Origin of the sequence: Nitrosomonas sp. Is79A3 (assembly GCF_000219585.1) — a bacterium.
GTDB lineage: Bacteria > Pseudomonadota > Gammaproteobacteria > Burkholderiales > Nitrosomonadaceae > Nitrosomonas.
Map to the genome: position 1 here is coordinate 2,199,219 of NC_015731.1, position 20,455 is coordinate 2,219,673.

General features: G+C 44.7%; 22 protein-coding genes, 3 tRNA genes and 1 pseudogene. 19 read left to right on the forward strand and 7 right to left on the reverse strand.

Annotated features, from left to right (window positions below):
* Positions 1-95: 95 nt before the first annotated feature.
* The 10 genes from NIT79A3_RS10080 to NIT79A3_RS10125 all read left to right on the forward strand — a co-directional run bounded on the left by NIT79A3_RS10080 (position 96) and on the right by NIT79A3_RS10125 (position 5,944).
* Positions 96-347 carry a hypothetical protein gene (locus NIT79A3_RS10080; protein WP_013966094.1) on the forward strand — a complete coding sequence of 84 codons (252 nt, stop codon included), beginning with the start codon at positions 96-98 and terminating at the stop codon, positions 345-347.
* A 40-nt stretch (positions 348-387) separates the two neighbouring features.
* Complete coding sequence (locus NIT79A3_RS18780; protein WP_013966095.1) at positions 388-546, forward strand: hypothetical protein; 159 nt, start codon at positions 388-390, stop codon at positions 544-546.
* A gap of 26 nt (positions 547-572) precedes the next feature.
* Positions 573-707 (forward strand): hypothetical protein, encoded by a 135-nt coding sequence (locus tag NIT79A3_RS19510; RefSeq protein ID WP_348225600.1) that lies wholly within the window; start codon positions 573-575, stop codon positions 705-707.
* 265 nt (positions 708-972) lie between these two features.
* Positions 973-1,356, forward strand: coding sequence for a hypothetical protein (locus tag NIT79A3_RS10090; protein ID WP_156797064.1), 384 nt, complete (start codon positions 973-975; stop codon positions 1,354-1,356).
* A complete protein-coding gene (locus NIT79A3_RS10095) occupies positions 1,353-1,841 on the forward strand; it encodes a hypothetical protein (protein WP_013966097.1) in 489 nt (162 codons plus the stop codon). The genes NIT79A3_RS10090 and NIT79A3_RS10095 overlap by 4 nt, the downstream gene beginning before the upstream one ends.
* 51 nt (positions 1,842-1,892) lie before the next feature.
* Positions 1,893-2,927, forward strand: a complete 1,035-nt coding sequence (locus NIT79A3_RS10100; RefSeq protein WP_013966098.1) for an IS630 family transposase — start codon at positions 1,893-1,895, stop codon at positions 2,925-2,927.
* A gap of 9 nt (positions 2,928-2,936) precedes the next feature.
* Positions 2,937-4,019, forward strand: coding sequence for a DUF3631 domain-containing protein (locus NIT79A3_RS10105; RefSeq protein WP_013966099.1), 1,083 nt, complete (start codon positions 2,937-2,939; stop codon positions 4,017-4,019).
* Between the two features lie 3 nt (positions 4,020-4,022).
* The gene (locus NIT79A3_RS10110; protein WP_013966100.1) at positions 4,023-4,388 is read left to right on the forward strand and encodes a hypothetical protein; all 366 of its coding nucleotides are present in this window, start codon (positions 4,023-4,025) and stop codon (positions 4,386-4,388) included.
* Between the two features lie 83 nt (positions 4,389-4,471).
* A complete protein-coding gene (locus NIT79A3_RS10115; protein WP_041360308.1) occupies positions 4,472-5,044 on the forward strand; it encodes a hypothetical protein in 573 nt (190 codons plus the stop codon).
* A 657-nt stretch (positions 5,045-5,701) separates the two neighbouring features.
* Positions 5,702-5,944 (forward strand): hypothetical protein, encoded by a 243-nt coding sequence (locus NIT79A3_RS10125; RefSeq protein ID WP_013966103.1) that lies wholly within the window; start codon positions 5,702-5,704, stop codon positions 5,942-5,944.
* Between the two features lie 150 nt (positions 5,945-6,094).
* Here NIT79A3_RS10125 and NIT79A3_RS10130 read toward each other — a convergent pair.
* Both NIT79A3_RS10130 and NIT79A3_RS10135 read right to left on the reverse strand, forming a co-directional pair.
* Positions 6,095-6,171, reverse strand: a tRNA-Met gene (locus NIT79A3_RS10130).
* 79 nt (positions 6,172-6,250) lie between these two features.
* The gene (locus NIT79A3_RS10135; RefSeq protein WP_013966104.1) at positions 6,251-7,117 is read right to left on the reverse strand and encodes a PA4780 family RIO1-like protein kinase; all 867 of its coding nucleotides are present in this window, start codon (positions 7,115-7,117) and stop codon (positions 6,251-6,253) included.
* 548 nt (positions 7,118-7,665) lie between these two features.
* Between NIT79A3_RS10135 and NIT79A3_RS10140 the strand changes: the two genes are divergently transcribed.
* On the forward strand, positions 7,666-8,814 hold the full coding sequence (locus NIT79A3_RS10140; RefSeq protein WP_013966105.1) for an HD domain-containing phosphohydrolase: 1,149 nt from the start codon (positions 7,666-7,668) through the stop codon (positions 8,812-8,814).
* A 21-nt stretch (positions 8,815-8,835) separates the two neighbouring features.
* On the opposite strand, the gene NIT79A3_RS10145 is transcribed toward NIT79A3_RS10140, so the two are convergent.
* The gene (locus NIT79A3_RS10145) at positions 8,836-10,083 is read right to left on the reverse strand and encodes a dicarboxylate/amino acid:cation symporter (RefSeq protein ID WP_013966106.1); all 1,248 of its coding nucleotides are present in this window, start codon (positions 10,081-10,083) and stop codon (positions 8,836-8,838) included.
* Positions 10,084-10,132: 49 nt separating this feature from the next.
* Positions 10,133-11,029: an oxygen-dependent coproporphyrinogen oxidase gene (hemF, locus tag NIT79A3_RS10150; protein WP_013966107.1), complete on the reverse strand. Its 897-nt coding sequence runs from the start codon at positions 11,027-11,029 to the stop codon at positions 10,133-10,135.
* 336 nt (positions 11,030-11,365) lie between these two features.
* On the opposite strand from hemF, the gene aroC reads away from it, so the two are divergent.
* The 4 genes from aroC to NIT79A3_RS10170 all read left to right on the forward strand — a co-directional run bounded on the left by aroC (position 11,366) and on the right by NIT79A3_RS10170 (position 14,211).
* On the forward strand, positions 11,366-12,541 hold the full coding sequence (aroC, locus tag NIT79A3_RS10155) for a chorismate synthase (protein ID WP_013966109.1): 1,176 nt from the start codon (positions 11,366-11,368) through the stop codon (positions 12,539-12,541).
* A gap of 95 nt (positions 12,542-12,636) precedes the next feature.
* The gene (locus NIT79A3_RS10160) at positions 12,637-13,752 is read left to right on the forward strand and encodes an ISAs1 family transposase (protein WP_013964816.1); all 1,116 of its coding nucleotides are present in this window, start codon (positions 12,637-12,639) and stop codon (positions 13,750-13,752) included.
* Between the two features lie 235 nt (positions 13,753-13,987).
* A tRNA-Arg gene (locus NIT79A3_RS10165) sits at positions 13,988-14,064 on the forward strand.
* A 71-nt stretch (positions 14,065-14,135) separates the two neighbouring features.
* Positions 14,136-14,211, forward strand: a tRNA-Phe gene (locus tag NIT79A3_RS10170).
* A 143-nt stretch (positions 14,212-14,354) separates the two neighbouring features.
* Here the strand turns inward: NIT79A3_RS10170 and NIT79A3_RS10175 are convergent.
* The 3 genes from NIT79A3_RS10175 to NIT79A3_RS10185 all read right to left on the reverse strand — a co-directional run bounded on the left by NIT79A3_RS10175 (position 14,355) and on the right by NIT79A3_RS10185 (position 16,105).
* Positions 14,355-14,618, reverse strand: a complete 264-nt coding sequence (locus tag NIT79A3_RS10175) for a hypothetical protein (RefSeq protein WP_013966110.1) — start codon at positions 14,616-14,618, stop codon at positions 14,355-14,357.
* Between the two features lie 589 nt (positions 14,619-15,207).
* Positions 15,208-15,735 (reverse strand): hypothetical protein, encoded by a 528-nt coding sequence (locus NIT79A3_RS10180; protein ID WP_013966111.1) that lies wholly within the window; start codon positions 15,733-15,735, stop codon positions 15,208-15,210.
* A 136-nt stretch (positions 15,736-15,871) separates the two neighbouring features.
* A complete protein-coding gene (locus NIT79A3_RS10185; RefSeq protein ID WP_013966112.1) occupies positions 15,872-16,105 on the reverse strand; it encodes a hypothetical protein in 234 nt (77 codons plus the stop codon).
* A 102-nt stretch (positions 16,106-16,207) separates the two neighbouring features.
* Between NIT79A3_RS10185 and NIT79A3_RS10190 the strand changes: the two are divergent.
* The 4 genes and pseudogenes from NIT79A3_RS10190 to NIT79A3_RS10205 form a co-directional block, all read left to right on the forward strand.
* Positions 16,208-16,885 (forward strand): annotated as a pseudogene (locus tag NIT79A3_RS10190) (IS256 family transposase); the annotation flags it as partial.
* Positions 16,886-17,049: 164 nt separating this feature from the next.
* Entirely contained in the window at positions 17,050-17,595 is a 546-nt protein-coding gene (locus NIT79A3_RS10195) for an NADP oxidoreductase (protein ID WP_348225770.1), read from the forward strand.
* A gap of 5 nt (positions 17,596-17,600) precedes the next feature.
* Positions 17,601-19,076: a Ni/Fe hydrogenase subunit alpha gene (locus tag NIT79A3_RS10200; protein WP_013966114.1), complete on the forward strand. Its 1,476-nt coding sequence runs from the start codon at positions 17,601-17,603 to the stop codon at positions 19,074-19,076.
* 249 nt (positions 19,077-19,325) lie between these two features.
* Positions 19,326-20,249 (forward strand): hypothetical protein, encoded by a 924-nt coding sequence (locus tag NIT79A3_RS10205; protein WP_156797065.1) that lies wholly within the window; start codon positions 19,326-19,328, stop codon positions 20,247-20,249.
* The last annotated feature ends 206 nt before the right edge of the window (positions 20,250-20,455 follow it).

A 20,455-nucleotide genomic window follows, 5' to 3' on the forward strand; every position in this document is an offset into this window, starting at 1 on the left:
ATCCCTCAAAACTTTCACGGGCTATTGTAAGCGTTTAACGCTCGTTCACAATTGAATCATTCTAAATGTCGCCGAAAGGCAAAGGATGGTTCAAAATGAAATTAACAACACATCAATCCCCTGTTCTACCCGAAGCACTCGCTTCACATCAATACCCACAAATCGAATTAGTCACACGATCCGCAGTAACGACTCAAGAAGCCGCCTACTATCTTTCGCGCCGTCCTCAGACTTTGAGAGCATGGAGCTGCTTACAGAATGGGCCGTTACGTCCGATTCATCTCAACGGCCGTTTGGCCTGGAAAGTTGCTGATATCAAAGCATTGCTTAGCGGCGATGCGGCATAACCATATCCCCAAATACACCCAATTAATTTAAGGAATAAAAATGAACGACTTTCAAACAGCACAAAAAACCATAGCGAATGAACTCGCTGACAAATCCAAAATGTCAGATACGCTTCAAAATATTAATGATGGTGTTGCAGCATCTCAATCCAATGTTGTCGCACTGACCCATGAAAGAGACGCGGCAGAACGTTCTTAATTAGGGGCGAATGCACAGCCGAAACAGTGGCAGCTATTGAAGAAAAACTTAAAGTAGCCAACGAAAAACTGGCTTCGTCAGAGCGTTTACAGACACTTGCAAGCGAAGAGATTAAAGTGCTTGACCAAAAAATCCAGTCGCCCAACAAGATTATGAAATAGCGCGCCGGGCACATTTGCAAAAATTGATAACTGAATTATCGACTGAGCTTAATTCGAAGATCCGCTCTCAAATATTAGCGATACGTGCAGCGGAATGTTTATCAGGTATTCAATATCCGGGCCAATGGGAACTTGTACTTAAACGGATATTTCCACAGCCAAGCTTTGATGAGATTGGATCTGCAACGCTTGAATTTGCAGAAAAACATAAGCTTGATCAGTAACAAATAGAAAATCTCATCCATGGCGAAATGGATGAGATTAGATGAAACACAAACAGGAGTTTGTTGAAATGAATCATAGCAGAAAATATCCGCCTTACGGAAAGAAACTTGACGATCTTCGCCGTCAGGGTTTAATCGCAGCAATGCGAGTTATTGTGACTACTGATTGGAAACTTGGGGCTGCATATCCACGGATTATTATTACTCAAGAACAGCCAGTAACCAACCTTCAGTTTAATTACCTTTCGGGATTACATGCCCAAATCGTGCATTACGACCATGACAACTATATTTTAGAAAGCTTAATCACTGAAATCCATTCGATTCAGCCAGAATCATTATCGACATTCAATATGGATGCAGTCAAGCGAGGTGAGCCCGCTTTCAAGATGATCTATTCTAAGTCAGTAATGGAGGCCGCATGATCGACCCATACGCAGCAATAGAAGCGACACCCGAACAGCAAGCTGCCTATGCTGAGCAATCCGCTGAGACCCAGCAAGAAACGATAGCAAGGCTTGCAGCAATGCACCCGCTCGAATATGACAAAGCGCGAGAAAGTGAAGCTGCAAAATTAGGCATTAGTCGACTATCGACATTGGATAAGGAAGTAGCGAGAGCACGCAAAAAATCTACAGATGATAATGCGCCTTTTCCAGATATTGAGCCATGGCCCGAGAAAATAAACCCAGCGCTATTACTGGATGAAATATCAGCAACAATCAGACGATTTATTGCTATGGATAAATATCAGGCTGATATTGCCGCGCTTTGGGTAACGTCATGCTGGTTTATTGATGAGATCCAAACCGCACCGATTGCTTTAATCAATGCTCCTGAAAGGGCATGCGGTAAGACACAGTTACTGACTTTACTTAGCAAGCTTGCGCCGCGTGCTACTCAGTTATAGATCCGGCCAATAAATAGTTTGATTTTTGTTGATTTTGCATGTCGTAGGAGGATGGAAAAAATAGATGCAAGAACCTTAAGAGATGAAGCGCTGCATGAACGTCGCCGGCAAGTGATTCGTCTTCACAAGCGAGGCGGGAAACCTGGGCAAATAGCGCAGGTTACGGAGCTGAGCGACACGGCTGTGAAGAAGATTATTCGACTTTATGAAGAAGGTGGTGCAGCTGGACTAAAGCCTGGTAGACGCGGCCGACGTACGGGTGACAAACGCAGCCTAAGCGAAGAGCAGGAGTTGAGATTGCAACGGCTTATTTGTGATAAGCGTCCTGAGCAACTGAAGATGGATTTTGCGTTGTGGAATCGTGGGGCGATAAGACAGTTAATTGAGCAGGAATGTGGCATATCCATGCCGATACGCACGGTGGGACACTACCTCAAGCGTTGGGGATTTACCCCGCAGAAGCCGATCCGACGTGCTTATGAACAACGCCCGGAGGCGGTAAAGCAATGGCTCAATGAGCAATATCCGGATATTGCCAAGCGCGCTCGAACTGAAGGCGGAGAGATTCACTGGGGTGATGAGACAGGATTAGTCAATACGGATGCGCGAGGACGTGGCTTTGCACCCAAGGGAAAAACACCCGTGACCTACGCTCCTGGCACGCGGCAACGGCTGTCAATGATTGCCACTGTAACCAACAAAGGCTGTGCACGCTGGCAGATTATTGATGGAAATTTCAATTCAGATAGACTCATTGAATTTCTCGAACTACTGATCAAGGATGCAGGGAAGAAAGTGTTCTTGATCCTGGATAATTTGAGAGTGCACCACAGCAAACCAGTGAAGGCTTGGCTGGAAGAAAATAAGGAAAAGATCGAATGCTTTTATTTACCCAGCTACAGTCCGGAATTAAATCCAGAAGAAAGATTAAACTCAGATTTGAAACAGGCTATCGGTTCGAAAGTTCCGGTGCGGACCAAGGAGAAATTACATGCCGCTGTCGATGATCATATGTTGATGCTGCAGAATAATCCAGAGCGCGTTGCTTCTTACTTCCAAGATCCGTACGTAAAATATGCCGCTTAAAACTATTTAATGGCCGGATCAATAAGCGGTATCAGTCCTAGCGTTTTGTTTCGCCTGATTGAGAAGTACCGGCCCTCTTTGTTTGTTGATGAGATTGAAACTGTGCTCAAAGACAATGGAGAATTACGCGGATTGTTTAACGCTGGTCATACCCGAGATAGTGCGTTTGTATGGCGTGCCGACACTTCAACGGATGACTTTGAACCCAAACGCTTCTCAGTATGGGGAATGAAAGCGATTGCCGGTATTAACGCAATCAAGCTTGCTGAAACCGTGACTAGTAGATCAATCATATTCGAGCTTAGACGCAAAAGACCGGATGAGAAAGTCGACCGATTGAGATATGCCGAACCGCTTTTATTCGAGGGATTCACAGCACAGCTTGCAAGATTTGCGGAGGACTACTCAAACGCAATTAGACAGAACCGCCCTATATTGCCTGATGAGCTTGGAGACCGGGATCAAGACAACATAGAGCCATTACTACAAGTTGCTTATGTTGCTGGTGGACATTGGCCAGATACATCGACGAAAGCAGCATTAAAAATATTCAAAGCTTCGCAAAGCAATCAGAGTACAGCAAATGAATTGCTGGCAGATATTCAGGAAACATTTGAAACAAAGCATATCAGCAAGATAAGCACAGCCGATCTGATTGAAACCTTAGTTTCTGACGATGAGAAATCCTGGGCAACATATAACCGAGGAAAGCCGATTACACCAAGACAGCTTGCAAGTAAGTTAAGAGATTACAGTATTTATTCAAAGACGGTCAGATTAGGCTATGAAACCGCCAAAGGATTTGAGCTTGACCAGTTTACAGATGTATTCGAACGATACCTTTCACAGCACCCCCATTTTTTGCCGTCACAAAGTAACATTTCTCTGAGAGCTAATACCAATAACAATTTGCGTGTTACTGATGGTGTTACGGATGAAATCGCAAAAGGTAACAAAGTCACAAATGTTACGGATAGAGAAAAATGTGACGGCGCACAAAATCAAAAGGTAACACCGAAACCCGCACCAGCATTAGATTGTGACGTTGTTACGGATAAAACACCCCTGACTGACAAATGCGTGAGGATATAGAACATGGGAGCTATAGAAATTATTGCAGAGCTGAGACAGCAAAACTTTACTGTGAAAGCTGACGGTGAATATCTTGATATAGCACCAGCGGCAAAAGTGACCAATGAACTTATAGAGAGGCTAAGAAAACATAAACCGGCAATCATTATGGAATTGCAGCGCGAAGAGAGAAGGGAGCGGGTATTAAAAATGCTTCATGACAGGCCAGACATTCCACGCGCTTTTTTGACTTGCACTGAATCTGATTCGCAGCTTGTGATAGTCACAGTCGCATTGAGGGGTCTGTACTCTTTCGAGCTGCAAATACCAAAGCATAAGTATGACGGCTTCCTGATGCTGGAATTACTTAATAGTGAAGGTGTGCATTGAGACAAAAGCTAAGGTACTTCTGGGCAATTGGCGCGCGGGCGTAATGAAGAGCCCATTAAAATCCTAGCGGAGAAAATTTCTAAATGAGTTCACAAACTTACAACAAACCAAAGGAAACAACCATGCAAGTCACCAAATTGGCAAAACAAATCGGCATTAGTCGAGAACTACTTCACAGGCATATAAAACGCGGCTGTCCAACGGATAACCTTGAATCTGCCCTTCTATGGCGATCAAGGAATCTGGACATAACGCAGACCAAGGAATTTCGAATAACTGGCAACACCGGCGGGGGCAAAAGTAAACCGGGTTCACAGGTTAACGCGACAACAAAAGCACTACAACCACATGAGGTTGAGCGCATTGTTAACGAACGAACCATAACAAGAATTATTCCTGATCGGTATTTTGAAAGGGTTGATTGGCTGGCAATCGCTTTGAAAGAAGCTGGCGTAGCTGTTACAGGTAAGCAAGTAATCGAAATTCAAGACTCGCTGTTTTCAGTATTTATGGAAGAGATAATTTATGGATACTTTGAGATTGAAGGTAGTTTCGAGTTACCGCCTCTTTTTGAAGCACGTATCGAAAGTTATGAGAGAAAGTTACGGATTGCGTCATTGGATAGATTACTGAGCGAGGATAACGTATCAGAATGACGATTAAGCGATTATGAATCATTTCTTAGGAGGCTACCTTCAAAACTACTTAAACCTCAGCAAACAACTACAAATTTGATTTAATCATACATAAAACGGAGCAAAGAAATGAACAGAATGCCAAATGGGTACTGCCTTCGAATCAGACAGTCTTGCGGACTTGGTGCTAAGCGGAAGGTAATATCAACACATAAGACACAGGCTGACGCTGAAGCTAAAGCCAAAAGCTTTAATTATGACCTTAGGGTGTTTGAGATATTGGACATATATAACGATCGCACACTAACGGCCCGAACGTAGCATAACGCATTCACAGTCCCGTCTTTTATTGGCGGGTCTATCATGTTTCTTATGTTGGCAACCGCACAGAACTGAACCAAAAATATAAATAAAATCTTATCTCACATCTGAAAACACCAGATGTGAAGACCGCAGACGAAGTGCATTCTATGCATAGCCGGATTCGTCAAACTAGCTCTAAGCCCTCCCAGTGCTCAAACTCTCCCTTAAGCACTGGGATTTTTTCTTTATGGCTGGAATTGGTGTCGATCTGCAACGCAGAAGACCTTGGCCTACGTTCTTTCTAAATGATGCATGCAGTTTCCGCCCGCCAAGAGTGGCCACGACAAAGCGCTTAATTTAATAGCTGGAGTTAGAATGTTTAATCCTAATCATATTTCAAAATCATTAATTATTTTTTTAATACTTATCCTTTCCGGCTGCAGCATCTTCAATAAATCAAAAAATAATGATTCGGCGCAAAAAACTCATTCTGATTCCCAAATTACAGAATCCCCCGACTCTTCAAAAAGCTTAGTACCTCCGGGATTTGGAGAAACTCCACGCAACCCAGGGGGCTATAATCCAATTAATCCAGCTGGTGCAGGGGCTGGATATTGATATTCGTATATCATCCATTTTCATTTAACAACCCGCTCCGGCGGGTTTTTTATTGTTTGATGTTGATTCTATTTTCTTACACTGGCCTTACATGCCAATAATAAAATAAAAAAGCACTTAGGCCATTAAGCTCTAAGTGCTTGATTTTATTGGTTGCGGGGGCAGGATTTGAACCTACGACCTTCGGGTTATGAGCCCGACGAGCTGCCAGACTGCTCCACCCCGCGTCAGAGGCGGAATTATAACACAAGCTGGCGTATGCAGGTCAAATAACATCTTCTGCATTTTTAGCAGTTAACAATTTCGTTAGCATTGCGATAAGGGATTACCCCATTTGGTCTGTTTATGCCGCTGCCAGGCGGCTTCTTTTTTAATCACTGCGTCAATAATCTGCAGAATATTGCTAACATTAACAGGCTTGTCCTGTTGTTTTACATTTCCGGTCAATTGTGCCTGTGGTAATTTACCACGCTGATAAAAGGACCATATCTCCGTCGCATAATCCAATTGCGTCAATTCTGGAACAAACCGGCTGAAATAAGCTGTTACATTATCAATATCACGCTTGATCATATAACGGGCCTGGTGATTGCCTGCCGCGTTCACCGCCTGAGGCAGATCAATAATGACTGGACCTTGACTATCTACCAGCACGTTGTATTGCGACAAATCACCATGAACAATTCCGGCACAAAGCATTTTTACAATCTGGTCGATCAGAATCTTATGATAAACACGCGCCTGTTTTGGGGTGAGTATCAGATCACTCAGCCGTGGCGCCACGTTTCCTTCTAAATCGGTAATCAACTCCATCACCAGGACTCCGGCGAAGAAACTATAGAATTTCGGCACACGTATGCCAGCCATTCCAAGGCGGCATAACATGTCAATCTCAGTGCTTTGCCAAGCTTCCTCGCGTGCGTTGCGGCCATAGCGGCTCCCCTTTTCGATCGCCCGGGCACGGCGGCTGTTTTTATCCTTGCGCCCTTCTGTATAATTAGCGCGATGCTGAAAATTGCGTTTATTGCTTTCTTTATATACTTTAGCGCAACGGATAGCATCTCCACACCCCACCATATAGATCATGGCTTCTTTGCCGCTCATCAGCTGGCATATCACACTATCAATTAAACCTTCCTCAATCAATGGCTCAAGTCGTTTGGGTATTCTCATAAGTGTTATGTGAGCGCACTCTAGTTTCTTGTACGCTCGTCATCCTCCTAATTGTAACGAAAATAATTTCTGTCTTTGTCGTGGCATTCGATATCTTTCAAACCTGAATCAACCACGTTGGGCAAATTGTAAAAAGAATGATTTGTTTTTGGAATGTGACAAATTGTCGCGCGGCTATTTGCCACACAATGATTCTATCCTCGAAGCCAACAATAATTACCGTAGCGATTCTGTAAATCAGACCTTCAAACCAACACGACATGATCAAAATAATTCGTTTAAAATACTAAGTGGATTAATAGGTAACAGCCACTGTACGATTGTTTTTCCGCAATACCGTTTCGGCTAACAGGCCGGTGAAAAACTTTTTCGAGGCAGCCGATGCAAGGGAGAAACAGGAGAAAAGCGCAGTTTATGCGTGATAAATGAGCATCTTGGGCTTGTTTTTAACACCGCAGCGGCAACGCAGATAGTTTTTCAAAGGCCTGTTAATGCTGGCAAAACAACCATGCGGGTTACCGTCACAATCACTTGCTGGAAGGAATTGTATGCAACAAGAAGAAGATCTTTTTACACACCAGGATACGCTGGCTAACTTGCATGAAAATTTACCGCTGACTGAAAAGCTGCGCTTCTTACATCAAATCATTCGCCAAGATTTTCCGTTTATTGATCGTTTGGCCATTGCCCTGTTTGACGAAAAAACAGAAATGCTCAAAACCTATACCCATAGCACGGAAGGTAATGACAGTCCGGTGACGACCTACGAAGCACCGCTCAGTTCCGCACCATCACTCTATGCCATTATCGAACATCGCCGTCCACGCTTGGTACAGGATCTCAATATTTTTTCTCAAGGCACCCATGAACATACCAAACGCGTCGCGGCCAAAGGTTATAAATCCAGTTACACCATGCCACTCTATCAAAGCGGCACTTTCATTGGCTTTTTGTTTTTTAATTCACTTCAAGAACACCCATTTGCTCCCAAAACTCTGCGCCAGATTGACATCTACGGGCATCTAATCGCACTGATGGTGATCAATGAATTAACCGCCATACGCACTTTGCTTGCTGCAGTCCGCGCTGCACGTAACATGACACATTACCGCGATCTTGAAACTGGTTCACATATTGACCGGACTGCGCACTACGCCCGGCTCATTGCACGCGAGCTTTCTCCAAGCTATAACATTAGCGATGAACAAATCGAACATATTTTCTTGTTCTCACCAATGCACGACGTTGGCAAGATTGGGATTCCTGATAATATCCTTCGTAAACCGAGCAAATTAAATTCCGCAGAATTTGATGTGATGAAAACTCATCCGGCGAAAGGCCGTGAAATTATTGATTCGGTTCTTGAAGACTTCAGTCTGGGTACTTTTGGGCACGCCAATATCTTGCGCAATATTGCTGAGTTTCACCATGAAGCGGTTGATGGCAGCGGGTATCCCCAAGGTTTGAAAGGTGAAGAAATTCCTATTGAAGCGCGTATCAGCGCTGTAGCGGATGTATTTGATGCATTAACTTCGCGGCGGTCCTATAAAGCACCGTGGAGTAATGAAGATGCTTTTAGCATGTTGCGGAAAATGTCTAATTCCAAATTAGATCGAGATTGTGTTGAAGCATTGATCAACAACGCTGAGAAGGTGCGGGAGATTCAACAACGTTTTATTGATAACGATCTGATCTAAGAAATTGAAATGATAAATACTTTATTCGTTTGATTGATCTTGTTTGATCCATTTCTGTACCACCAGACTTCCCACCAAATCCCCTTCTACATTTACCATGGTACGAAACGTATCGAGTATTCGATCGACTGGTAACAAAATAGCGATCGCTTCAACCGGCAATCCAACCGATTGCAGCACCATTACCATCGTTACCATACCGGCACTGGGAATGCCCGGCGCACCGATTGCGGCTAACATGGCCGTCAGAAATACAACCATCTGCTGCAAGAAGCTCAATTCAACACCGGCCAGATTAGCAATAAACAAAGCCGCAACCGCTTCATACAATGCCGTGCCATCCATATTCATCGTCGCACCAAGTGGAATAACAAAACCTGCCACATCGCGCTTGACATGCAAATGCTGTTCCGCGCAACGTAATGTAATGGGTAACGTCGCAGCACTGGAACTGGTAGCAAAGGCGGTAATTAATGCCTCACGTGCCCCCAACCAGAATTTGAGCGGTGTCATGCCGGTAATCAGATAAAGAATTAATGGCAGCACCACTAGCCCATGCAACAAAAGGGTACCCATAACAATAGCTACAAACTTGATCAAAGTTGTCAGCAGGCTAGTGTCTTGTGTAGCGACCAGCTGCAACAATAACGCCATGATTCCAAATGGCGCCAGGCGCATGATCCAGCCAACCAGCATCAATATCAATTCCAGAAATTCCTGCATTAGTGTCAGGATATTGCGATAACGCTCACCGCCCACCACCAACGCAATGCCCAGCAATAAAGCAAATATCACGACAGCCAATACATTGCTCTGCGCCAGCGCCGCAATTGGATTTTGAAACAATGAGTGCAAGAAATGTGCAAAGAAATCAGGCAGTGACATCTGCGTTGCCTGAAAACCTTGCATTGCATCCTGAAACATGGCTATCTGTAAACCACCGCCGGGTTGCAATAAGTTAGCAGCCGTTAATCCCAACACAACGGCCAATGCCATCGTCGAAACAAAAAAAATCAGTGTCACCTGCCAAACACGATTCATTTGCTGATGTGAACGTAAATTGGCCACACCGACCACAATTGATGTAAAAACCAGCGGAATCAACACCATTCGCAACAAATCAATGAACAATGTACCCACCAGTTTTGCAGCATATAGCCCATTCTGTGTAATACTTGACGCTTGCCCTAACTGGGCAAACCAGAGACCCAATGCAACACCCGATAGCGTACCGAGCAAAATCTGCGTGTTCAGCGATACCCTGTTCACTGATTCACGCCCATTCTGCTATGCACTCCAAACAAATGTATCAAGTTGATTACACCCAATCCTTGCCAATCAGAAAATCGGTATACAGTTTATCTTCTGCAGTGCCCGCTTCCGGTTTCCAGTCATAGCGCCATTTAACAATTGGTGGCAAAGACATCAATATGGATTCCGTTCGTCCACCCGTTTGCAACCCGAACAAAGTGCCCCGATCCCATACCAGATTAAATTCCACATAGCGCCCGCGACGGTACGCTTGAAAATCGCGCTCAGTCTCACCATACGGTATATCTTTGCGTCTCTCCAGAATGGGCCGGTAAGCTGTCAAAAAATATCCCCCTACATTTTGGGTAAGTTTAAAGCAGGTATCAAAGTCAGGTTGATTCAAATCATCAAAGAAAACACCGCCAATACCTCGCGGTTCCTTGCGATGCTTTAAATAAAAATAATCATCACACCATTTTTTCAGACGCGGGTAGCAATCATCGCCGAACGGTTGTAACGCATTCTTGCAGGTTTGATGAAAATGAATCGCATCTTCAGCATAGCCATAATAAGGCGTCAGATCCATACCGCCGCCAAACCACCAGACCGGCTCAGCACCCTCCTTACGCGCTTCGAAGTAACGCACATTCATATGTACTGTGGGCGCATAGGGGTTGCGCGGATGCAAAACCAGAGACACCCCCATCGCTTCAAACGAACGGCCGGCTAATTCAGGACGTGCAGCCGTGGCTGATGCTGGTAATCCGGCACCATACACATGAGAAAAATTAACACCGCCGCGTTCCAAAACATTGCCTTCTTCGATGACACTACTCATCCCACCGCCACCTTCCGGGCGATCCCACTGATCACGCCGGAATGTATTACCATCCACCTGTTCAAGCCCTTTAACGATGCTGTCTTGCAGGTTTAGCAGAAATTCTTTAACTCGTGGTGTATTCATGCAAGCTCCCGGTTTTAATTTAATATTATTCAATGCAGGGCGTATGCGTATTCGGATATTCAGAAATTCGTATAATCATTTTTATCTTCGTATATTCCAAAAAACGATATGCTTTTATAATAGTCTTTAGGCAACGGATTGCATTTTACCGCAGGTATAGCATGATGAAAGCATTTCATTATTGATATTCCTCAATCTGATTCGTGGTAGTTGCGTATTGAACAGTGTGAATTTTATGCTCTGCAGAAAGCAAATCACCCATTTCCTTTATGCCAATTCAAAAAACCACAGATACGTATGATAGACTCATATAATCAGTTTTAAGAGAAAAACAGAATGTCCGGAAATACCTTTGGAAAACTTTTCAGTGTCACCTCTTTTGGCGAATCTCACGGCCCCGCGATTGGTTGCGTCGTGGACGGCTGCCCGCCCGGATTAGAAATAACTGTGGAAGACATCCAGCTGGAACTCGATCGGCGCAAGCCGGGAACATCGCGTCATGTGACACAACGGCGCGAATCTGACACGGTGGAAATTCTATCGGGTGTGTTTGAAGGTAAAACTACCGGCACACCGATTGCATTGTTAATTCGCAATGAAGATCAGCGCAGCAAGGATTACAGTAAAATCATGGATGTTTTCCGTCCTGGCCACGCCGATTATACGTATTGGCAAAAATACGGCATTCGCGATTATCGTGGCGGTGGCCGGGCGTCGGCTCGTGAGACTGCAGTCCGGGTTGCAGCCGGTACCATTGCGAAGAAATGGCTGCATGAAAAATTTGGCATTGTCATTCGCGGTTACATGTCACAGCTAGGGCCGATAGAAATTCCGTTCAAACAATGGAATGATGTCCATCGCAATCCTTTTTTTGTTGCAGATAACAGCTACGCCGACCAACTGGAAATATTTATGGACAAACTGCGCAAATCCGGTGATTCAGTAGGCGCCAAGATCAGCGTAGTGGCGCAAGGTGTGCCAGTCGGCTGGGGCGAACCGGTCTATGACCGGCTGGATGCAGAAATTGCTTACGCGATGATGAATATCAATGCGGTGAAAGGCGTAGAAATCGGTGCTGGATTTGCCAGCATTACACAAAAAGGCACGGAACATTCGGATGAAATGACGCCGGATGGTTTCCGAAGTAATAACGCTGGCGGCATATTAGGCGGCATTTCTACCGGACAGGACATCACCGTCAATGTCGCGATCAAACCGACATCCAGTATACGTCTTGGACGGCATTCGATTGATAAAACTGGCATGCCGGTAATTGTTGAAACGCATGGCAGGCATGATCCCTGTGTCGGTATTCGCGCCACACCGATCGTGGAATCCATGCTCGCATTGGTATTGATTGATCACGCTCTGCGGCATCGCGCACAAAACGCTGATGTGGATTGCAAAACACCGAAGATACCCGGCAGTGTAAATACCGAAACATGCATCACTGCGCAGACGACAACAAAAACACCATTGCGAGAAGATCCGGAACCCGAAGAAGATGTATAAGCATCAGAGCAAGCATTCATGCCAGGGCAATCGGGCTAAAAGAGGCTTGAAAACAGAAACAAGATGAGGTATTAGCCTTATCATTTTGATTTCAAATGATAGAGAAACCGATAGCGTCAATTATCCATCACTTTTCAAGCATTGAAGACCCGAGAGTAGACAGGCAAAAGAAACACCAGTTACAGGATATATTTTTTATCGCCTTATGCGCTGTTATCTGTGGGGCGGACAATTGGGTGGCTATTGAAGAATTTGGCAAAGCCAAGATAGACTGGTTCACTAAATTGCTTGGTTTGCAGCATGGGATACCCGCGCATGATACCTTTGGAGATGTTTTTGCAGCGATAGACAATGAACAGTTTGGCGAGTGTTTTTCCAACTGGGTGTCTGACTTAGCCAGTCTGACTGAAGGAGAAGTCATTGCAATTGATGGTAAATGCTTAAGGCGTAGCATTGATAAGGCTTCAAGAAAGGCAGCTATCCATATGGTCAGTGCATGGGCGCAGCACAATAGCCTGGTCTTGGGTCAGGTTAAAGTGGACAATAAATCCAATGAAATTACGGCCATTCCCAAGCTGTTATCGCGACTGAATATTGCAGGAAGTGTGATTACAGTTGATGCCATGGGTTGCCAGAAAAGAATTGCTCAGCAGATTATTCAACAAGGTGGCGATTATGTCTTGAGCCTGAAGGGCAACCAGGGTAACTTACATGAAGATGTTGCCACGTATTTTACCTCGCAGTTATCGCCTGAAGCCGCCATGGTGACTGTTGATGGGGATCATGGACGCATTGAAACACGTACTATCTGTGTGACAGATGAGATCGCATGGTTAAAAGAACGTCATGCTTGGGCAGGACTACAAAGTATCATTGCGGTTACAGCAACAAGAGAATCAGAAAATAGAATCACCGGGGAAACGCGTTATTTCATCAGTAGTCTGAGCGCCAATAATCCGGCTAAACTGGAACATGCTGTTCGCGCTCATTGGGCTATCGAGAACAATTTACATTGGGTGCTTGATATTGCTTTTGATGAAGATAGCAACCGGACACGCAAAGGCCATAGTGCAGCCAATCTTGCCACTATCAGACATATTGCTTTAAACCTGATAAATAAAGAAAAAATATCAAAAGTCGGTGTAAAAATAAAACGATTAAAGGCCGGTTGGAATAATGATTATTTGCTCCGCATTATTGGAGTAATTTAAGCCCGATTGCCCTGGCATTCATGCAGTTAAATCTTGACAAGATCCACCAAATACACCATTATCGCCCCCGCAAAAAGAAATTGTGATTATTTGTAGAGAAACAATCGGCTCAGTCGATTACAGTTTGAAGGCATCGAATACAGTAACAAAAGCAAAAGTTCGAATCCCGTAATTGCTTCAATCTGATATAATCTCCCGGTTGATAAAATAGCTGGAAGTAATTAGATTGTACTTAGCGCCCGTAGCTCAGTTGGATAGAGTACTTGGCTACGAACCAAGGGGTCGTGGGTTCGAATCCTGCCGGGCGCGCCAATTCATCGAATAATATTTTTACAATTCAATAAACGAGCTTATCCGTTTTTTTGTCTAGTCGTATCTCAAATGGCCAAGTAGCTCAGTCGGTAGAGCAGAGGACTGAAAATCCTTGTGTCGGTGGTTCGATTCCGCCCTTGGCCACCAATAAAAACAAGCACTTAAAGACTAATAATCTTGATGTGCTTTTTTATTTTCTGAAAAATGTCACCATTATGTCACCGCGATAAATCAACATTAAACAATAAAAAACCCGCCTCATGGACGGGTTTTTGTTATTAAAATTTGAATTAATCTATTTTGTTTTTCATTTCTGAAGATTTGTCTTTAATTAAATCTGTTCCTTCTTTGCCTCTATTTTCAAGCTTTTTCTTCGTGCATTCAACATCAGTGTCCGTACATGTTCCTTCCTCTATACGGTCAACTGCTTTGTTAGCTTCACGTTTTATATCTTTTGAAACCGCTTCACTCTTTTCGGGCAATGTTTCGGCTGCATGTGCAGTTGAAAAAAACAAACCTATTGCCAGTATCATTAATAAATTAGATGGTTTCATTTTTAATGTGCTCCTTAATTTAAAATCGTTTAATCAATTATCTATAAAACAATGTAATAATATCCATTCTCCTCAAACTTATCTGTGCGGTACAGAACATTTCTATGTTCCTCAATATAAGAGAGAGAATGCACGATTAAAGCGATGTAATAACTTACAGAGAAAAACCCAATGCGTTCGTGAGAGAAGTGAGGGGAAAACGCACTGGGTGGAAGATCTACTTTATTTAGGGAATCCGACTATGCACTGGAAATGCACTTCGCCATGCGGTATTCACAGTTTCGTTATGAGTGTGAAATTGCATTTTATTTCTACTTAAGGATAAGTTCTGTGCGGTATCCAACATTTAATAGGCAAAACAGACCCGTCATTAAGATGAGTCTGGTTTGTGTTCTGCTAGGGGTTATCTAGCGGTAATTGTGCGGTCTGTGTTGCGTGCTAAATTCAAGTAGCGTAAATGCGCCACAGGATTAGTCTTGAGCTTATTCAAAATAAAATGATATAAAAAATCAATAATTGTTTACATCAATTTGTAGTGTTTTAAGTTGGTCTGAAGGTAGTTTCCTAAGAAAGATTAATTGACCAGACGTCATTCTGCTGCGTTATCCTCGCTTAATAATTGATTCAGCGATGCAATCAATGAAGGGTAAATTTCGTCACCCGGTTTCGCCATTAAGCTTGCTGGAACTGTGTACGGGTTCTCCGATTTAAGAAGATCATCAGCCGTTTCCATGTAAATCAAAAACAGTATGCTTTGAGCTCCAATCAATTGCTCTGGGGTAACTTTGACGCCTTGCTCTCTTAGCGCTGTAGCTAACCAGCCAATCTGAGAAAACCACAAGTTAGGGACAATTTTCCTTAAAGCCTTTGTAACGCCAGAGATTTCTTCGGCGCAGTAAACTTCATCTGATGCAATTGCACTTTTGTTAATCTGCGCTGATTGATATGGTTTCCCGCTATTGCCGCCGATCCTTGTGGATTTCGTGCGAAACGGTTGTAAATGACTTTTACGCCATGCAATAGCTTTGTCCAAGTCTCTAGGCATTCCTTGTTTAATCAGTCTGTTAGTCATTTGTGTCGATATACCTAAACCTGCTGCTAAATCAATTGTTTTCATAAAATATTGCCTCTTATTAGTAGTTGTTTAGAAACTTGAAACCAGGAACCAAGTTTAAAAAATCAATAGCTAAAAAATTCACGAGGTGTTAATTACCCTGGCCGCGCATGCCTGTAGAGGGACCCGTTGATTATTTTTATTCATGCCATTCGATCTTGGTAAACTTTTCTAAAAACTCATGACCAGTTCCAGTCCAAATTTCGGTTTGTTTATGCTCCTCATTATTAAGTGATACTAGGCATATGCGATCTTCAATAAAATCAACTGTCGATATTTTCCATATTACACCGCCATGTTTCTTGGTATATCTATCTCTTGAAGAGAGAATTAATTTTTCAGGCCATTCTTTTGTTTCGTGATCATTATTCATAATTTCATCTCCAGTATTTATTTTGATTCATTGACGAATTTCAATTTTGGATTGCTCAGAAGCCAATTACAATCCCTTCACATGATTTTTACTTCAGTCCCTATTATCGGTTCCGATGAAACGGAGCGCAAAGAATTGCTGGCATTGTCTGACGGCTACCGTGAATCGGCCGCGAGTTGGGAGGAAGTATTAACGGATTTAAAGCAGCGAGAACTCAAGAACGCACCTAAATTGGCTGTCGGTGATGGCGCTCTGGGATTCTGGAAAGCTGTCACCAAGCTCTGGCCAGAAACCGATCAGCAGCGCTGCTGGGTGCATAAGACCGCCAATGTATTGGAGAAACTACCCAAAGCCATGCAACCCAAAGTCAAAGAAGCCTTGCATGATATTTGGCAAGCGGAAACTCGGGAAGAGGCTTACAAAGCATTTGATGATTGTATTGAACGATTCAGCCCAAAATATCCAGGCGCGATGGATTGCTTGGCCAAGGACAAAGATTCCATGTTGGCTTTCTATGATTATCCTGCCGAGAACTGGCAGCACATCAGAACCACCAACCCAATTGAGTCTGTATTTGCTACTGTCAGACTAAGAACTGCCAAAACGAAAAATTGTGGAAGCCGTATAACAACACTGACGATGGCATTCAAACTCATGGAAACCGCACAGAAAAAATGGTTCCGCTTAAGAGGGTATAATCTGTTAGCAGATGTAATCAATGGCGTTAAATTTGTTAACGGTATTAAACAAGCAGAGGATCAAAAACAGAATGCCGCTTGATTCTCTATACACCAGATTTGACTATAGCTCCGATTTAAGTGACTTCAACTGAGGAATTTAGGTTAAACCACCAAGAGCGGCGCCCCCCATGTACAAGACTGAACTGATTGATGCCGTGCTATTATTTGGGCATGCTGGATGAACACTATCTGTCGCGAAGAAGAATGATGATAAAGCGCAAAATCAAAATCGCCACTACGTCGCTCGCCGGCTGCTTCGGCTGCCACATGTCTTTTTTGGATATGGATGAGCGCTTGGCCGGTTTGCTCGAACGCGTGGAATTTGACCGCTCGCCGTTCACCGACATCAAGCACTGCGGCCCGTGCGACATTGGTTTGATCGAGGGTGGTGTGTGCAACGCGGAGAACGTGCATGTGCTGCGCGAATTTCGTGCCAATTGCAAAACGCTGGTAGCCGTCGGCGCTTGCGCGATCAATGGCGGCGTGCCTGCAATGCGCAATTATTTTGATTTGCAGGAGTGCTTGCAGGAAGTGTATCTCACAGGTAGCGGCATCACCAACCCGCAAATTCCCGATGATATTGAATTACCGCTGCTGCTGGACAAGGTATATCCGGTCAGCGAAGTCGTGCACATCGATTATTTTCTGCCCGGCTGCCCGCCATCCGCCGATGCTTTTCTGCAATTGCTGCAACCGTTATTGACCGGACAAAAACCGGTTATTGCAAAATCCCAGTTGCATTACGATTAAGCGCTATGGAACCGGATAAACCCGCCTCATCACCCGCCACCCGGCGCATCGCCATCGACCCGGTCACGCGTGTCGAAGGACACGGCAAAATCACACTGCTGCTGGACGACAACAATCACATCGCCGAAGCGCGGTTGCATATCGTCGAATTTCGCGGCTTTGAGAAATTTATCCAGGGCCGCCCGTATTGGGAAGTACCGTTCTTCGTGCAACGCCTGTGCGGCATTTGCCCGGTCAGTCATCAATTGGCGGCAGCGAAAGCAGTCGATCAAATCGTCGGCGTGCGGCAACTCACGCCAACGGCAACCAAATTGCGCCGCTTGCTGCATTTCGGCCAGATCCTGCAATCGCACGCGTTGCATTTTTTCCATCTTTCTTCCCCGGACTTCCTGTTCGGCTTCGGCAGCGATCCGCGGCAACGCAACATCGCCGGGGTGCTGGAACAATATCCGGAAATCGCGCTGAAAGGCGTCAAGTTGCGCAAATACGGCCAGCAAATCATCGAAGCAATCACCGGCAAACGCATTCACGGCACCGGCACCGTGCCCGGCGGCATGAACAAAGCGCTAACAATTTCTGAGCGCGACGCGCTGCTCGCCGACATCGATAATATCTTGCAATGGAGCCAGGAAGCACTGGCACTGAATGAGCAAATCCACACCGCACACCCGGAGCACCGCGATTTCGGCACGCTGCACAGCCATTACCTCAGCATGACCGGAAGCAACGGCGAACTGGAGTTCTACCACGGCGGATTGCGCGCGCGTTATGCCGGCGGCAATCCAATTTTCGATCAGTTCGATTACTGCGATTACCGGCAGATTCTGCAGGAAGAAGTGCGTCCGTGGAGTTACATGAAGTTTCCGTATTTATCCGCGTTGGGAATCGAGCAAGGCTGGTACCGCGTCGGCCCGCTCGCGCGCATCAACAACTGCGACCGCATCTCAACACCGCTCGCCGAAGCGGCGCGTCAGCGCTTTAAGGCATTCGGTCAAGGCGGATTGGTGCACGACACGCTCGCGTATCACTGGACGCGCATGATCGAGGCCTTGCACTGTGCCGAATCGATTCACGCATTGTTGGATGATGCAGACATCACCGGCACCGAATTAATGACCGAAAAAGGCGAACGCCAGCTAGAAGGCTTCGGCGTCATCGAAGCCCCGCGCGGCACGCTGTTTCATCATTATCAGGTCAATGAAGAAGGACTGGTTACCAAAGCCAACCTGATCGTATCGACCACCAGCAACAACCAGGCCATGAACGAATCGGTGCGCGCCGTCGCGAATCAATACCTCGACGGACAGGAAATCACCGAAGCGCTACTAAACCACCTTGAAGTCGCCGTGCGCGCATACGACCCTTGCCTGTCGTGCGCGACGCATGCACTGGGTAAAATGCCGTTGCAGGTGATGTTACAGGGCAGCGATGGAAAAGTAATCCATCAATTGACGAAGGGAGTGGATGGTGCGATTCGATAATGAATGAAAGAGGCACGGATTTAAAAAGCTTGCTATATTAAAAGCTAAATTGACAATTTTTCATACAATAGATGGAAACAACATGCGGTATTTTGTTTTTAATGTCGCGGATTCAATTGTGTCATTTCGGATCTCTAATTCTAATCAGATATTCTTAGTTGTAATGCTTTCAACCACTCAAATCAAATGACAGAATCCAATAAATGGAAATCAAAGCTTCTTTCGTCAAGTGTCCCTATGGAATACGAAGTGGCTCAGCTGCTGGTTTCGAATGGATTTTCCGTTGATTCCGAGTTTTCATACTCGAGAAATGATGCCGGAGTTCTCAAGGATTTTTCAATTGATCTCCTTGCCACCCAATACATCACAAGCGATATTGATAACATTTTGGCCGTAACTGAGTTGCTTGTTGAGTGCAAATACAGGCATTACAACAACATATGGTTATTCTTCGAGGATACAAACGAAGGGGAGATGTCACCGTTCACCCTCGGGCACACTATTCGGGCAATAGATGACTTTTCATGGAAGTTCTTTCCAGCAAATTGCACAACATCATTCGATGAAGCCGCTACGTTCTGTATGAAAGGGGTAGAGATCGATACATCAAATGGAAATGTTTATGATTCAGAAATCAAACATGGCTTGATGCAATTGCAGTATGGTTTGCCTCGCTTAATAACGGATCGTGTAGGCTTTGAAATTAAACACCCAGAAAATGAAAACAACCCATTTTTCTTCTGCCCGATTCTTCTAACAACCTCCAGAATATTGGTCGCCAACCCCGGAACATCTATCAGAATGGTCGAAAAAGCCGACTCCCTAGATGATTTCTCAAAGCCTAAGCCATGGGTTGTAGTGCACTCCGACTTAACTCCTGACTTCGAGCGCCATAGACAGATGGAGTGCAAATCGCTCTCGATGCTTGTTCATGATGAGTGGGTTAAAGTACTCGATGCAGAGCGCGCAGCCAAAGGCGAATATGAATTCCTCCTCCCTTCAAAGCGTTGTGCTGCATTATCTGATCCACCCGGGAGGAAGTTGTTTGAATTTTTTTCGCAAACAATTATTTGCTCTCTTGAACATTTTCCTACACTGCTCAAAGAAATCCAGAAAGTTACGAAATTAGGAGCAAATTCTTATGTCAGCCAAAAAAATATTAGGGTTCTCTAATTGGTCGCTACGCACGAACGCCAGCATTTGCGCTATATATGCCCCCTCTCGATTCCCATGCCAATTAAATCGTGCATTGGATTTCAGTTTATTATTCGGGAGTAATTTTTTGAAAAATGATAGAACATACTGATAGCAGCAACAGTGTTAATTAAGTATTTCTTGGGTCACGCAAGTTGACATGCTGCCGCAAATAATCGAGGTTT

Coding starts and splice junctions, on each gene's coding strand:
- NIT79A3_RS10080 (WP_013966094.1), top strand. CDS start 96: ATGAAATTAACAACACATCAATCCCCTGTTCTACCCGAAGCACTCGCT.
- NIT79A3_RS18780 (WP_013966095.1), top strand. CDS start 388: ATGAACGACTTTCAAACAGCACAAAAAACCATAGCGAATGAACTCGCT.
- NIT79A3_RS10090 (WP_156797064.1), top strand. CDS start 973: ATGAAACACAAACAGGAGTTTGTTGAAATGAATCATAGCAGAAAATAT.
- NIT79A3_RS10095 (WP_013966097.1), top strand. CDS start 1,353: ATGATCGACCCATACGCAGCAATAGAAGCGACACCCGAACAGCAAGCT.
- NIT79A3_RS10100 (WP_013966098.1), top strand. CDS start 1,893: ATGGAAAAAATAGATGCAAGAACCTTAAGAGATGAAGCGCTGCATGAA.
- NIT79A3_RS10105 (WP_013966099.1), top strand. CDS start 2,937: ATGGCCGGATCAATAAGCGGTATCAGTCCTAGCGTTTTGTTTCGCCTG.
- NIT79A3_RS10110 (WP_013966100.1), top strand. CDS start 4,023: ATGGGAGCTATAGAAATTATTGCAGAGCTGAGACAGCAAAACTTTACT.
- NIT79A3_RS10115 (WP_041360308.1), top strand. CDS start 4,472: ATGAGTTCACAAACTTACAACAAACCAAAGGAAACAACCATGCAAGTC.
- NIT79A3_RS10125 (WP_013966103.1), top strand. CDS start 5,702: ATGTTTAATCCTAATCATATTTCAAAATCATTAATTATTTTTTTAATA.
- NIT79A3_RS10135 (WP_013966104.1), bottom strand. CDS start 7,117: ATGAGAATACCCAAACGACTTGAGCCATTGATTGAGGAAGGTTTAATT.
- NIT79A3_RS10140 (WP_013966105.1), top strand. CDS start 7,666: ATGCAACAAGAAGAAGATCTTTTTACACACCAGGATACGCTGGCTAAC.
- hemF (WP_013966107.1), bottom strand. CDS start 11,029: ATGAATACACCACGAGTTAAAGAATTTCTGCTAAACCTGCAAGACAGC.
- aroC (WP_013966109.1), top strand. CDS start 11,366: ATGTCCGGAAATACCTTTGGAAAACTTTTCAGTGTCACCTCTTTTGGC.
- NIT79A3_RS10160 (WP_013964816.1), top strand. CDS start 12,637: ATGATAGAGAAACCGATAGCGTCAATTATCCATCACTTTTCAAGCATT.
- NIT79A3_RS10175 (WP_013966110.1), bottom strand. CDS start 14,618: ATGAAACCATCTAATTTATTAATGATACTGGCAATAGGTTTGTTTTTT.
- NIT79A3_RS10180 (WP_013966111.1), bottom strand. CDS start 15,735: ATGAAAACAATTGATTTAGCAGCAGGTTTAGGTATATCGACACAAATG.
- NIT79A3_RS10185 (WP_013966112.1), bottom strand. CDS start 16,105: ATGAATAATGATCACGAAACAAAAGAATGGCCTGAAAAATTAATTCTC.
- NIT79A3_RS10195 (WP_348225770.1), top strand. CDS start 17,050: ATGATGATAAAGCGCAAAATCAAAATCGCCACTACGTCGCTCGCCGGC.
- NIT79A3_RS10200 (WP_013966114.1), top strand. CDS start 17,601: ATGGAACCGGATAAACCCGCCTCATCACCCGCCACCCGGCGCATCGCC.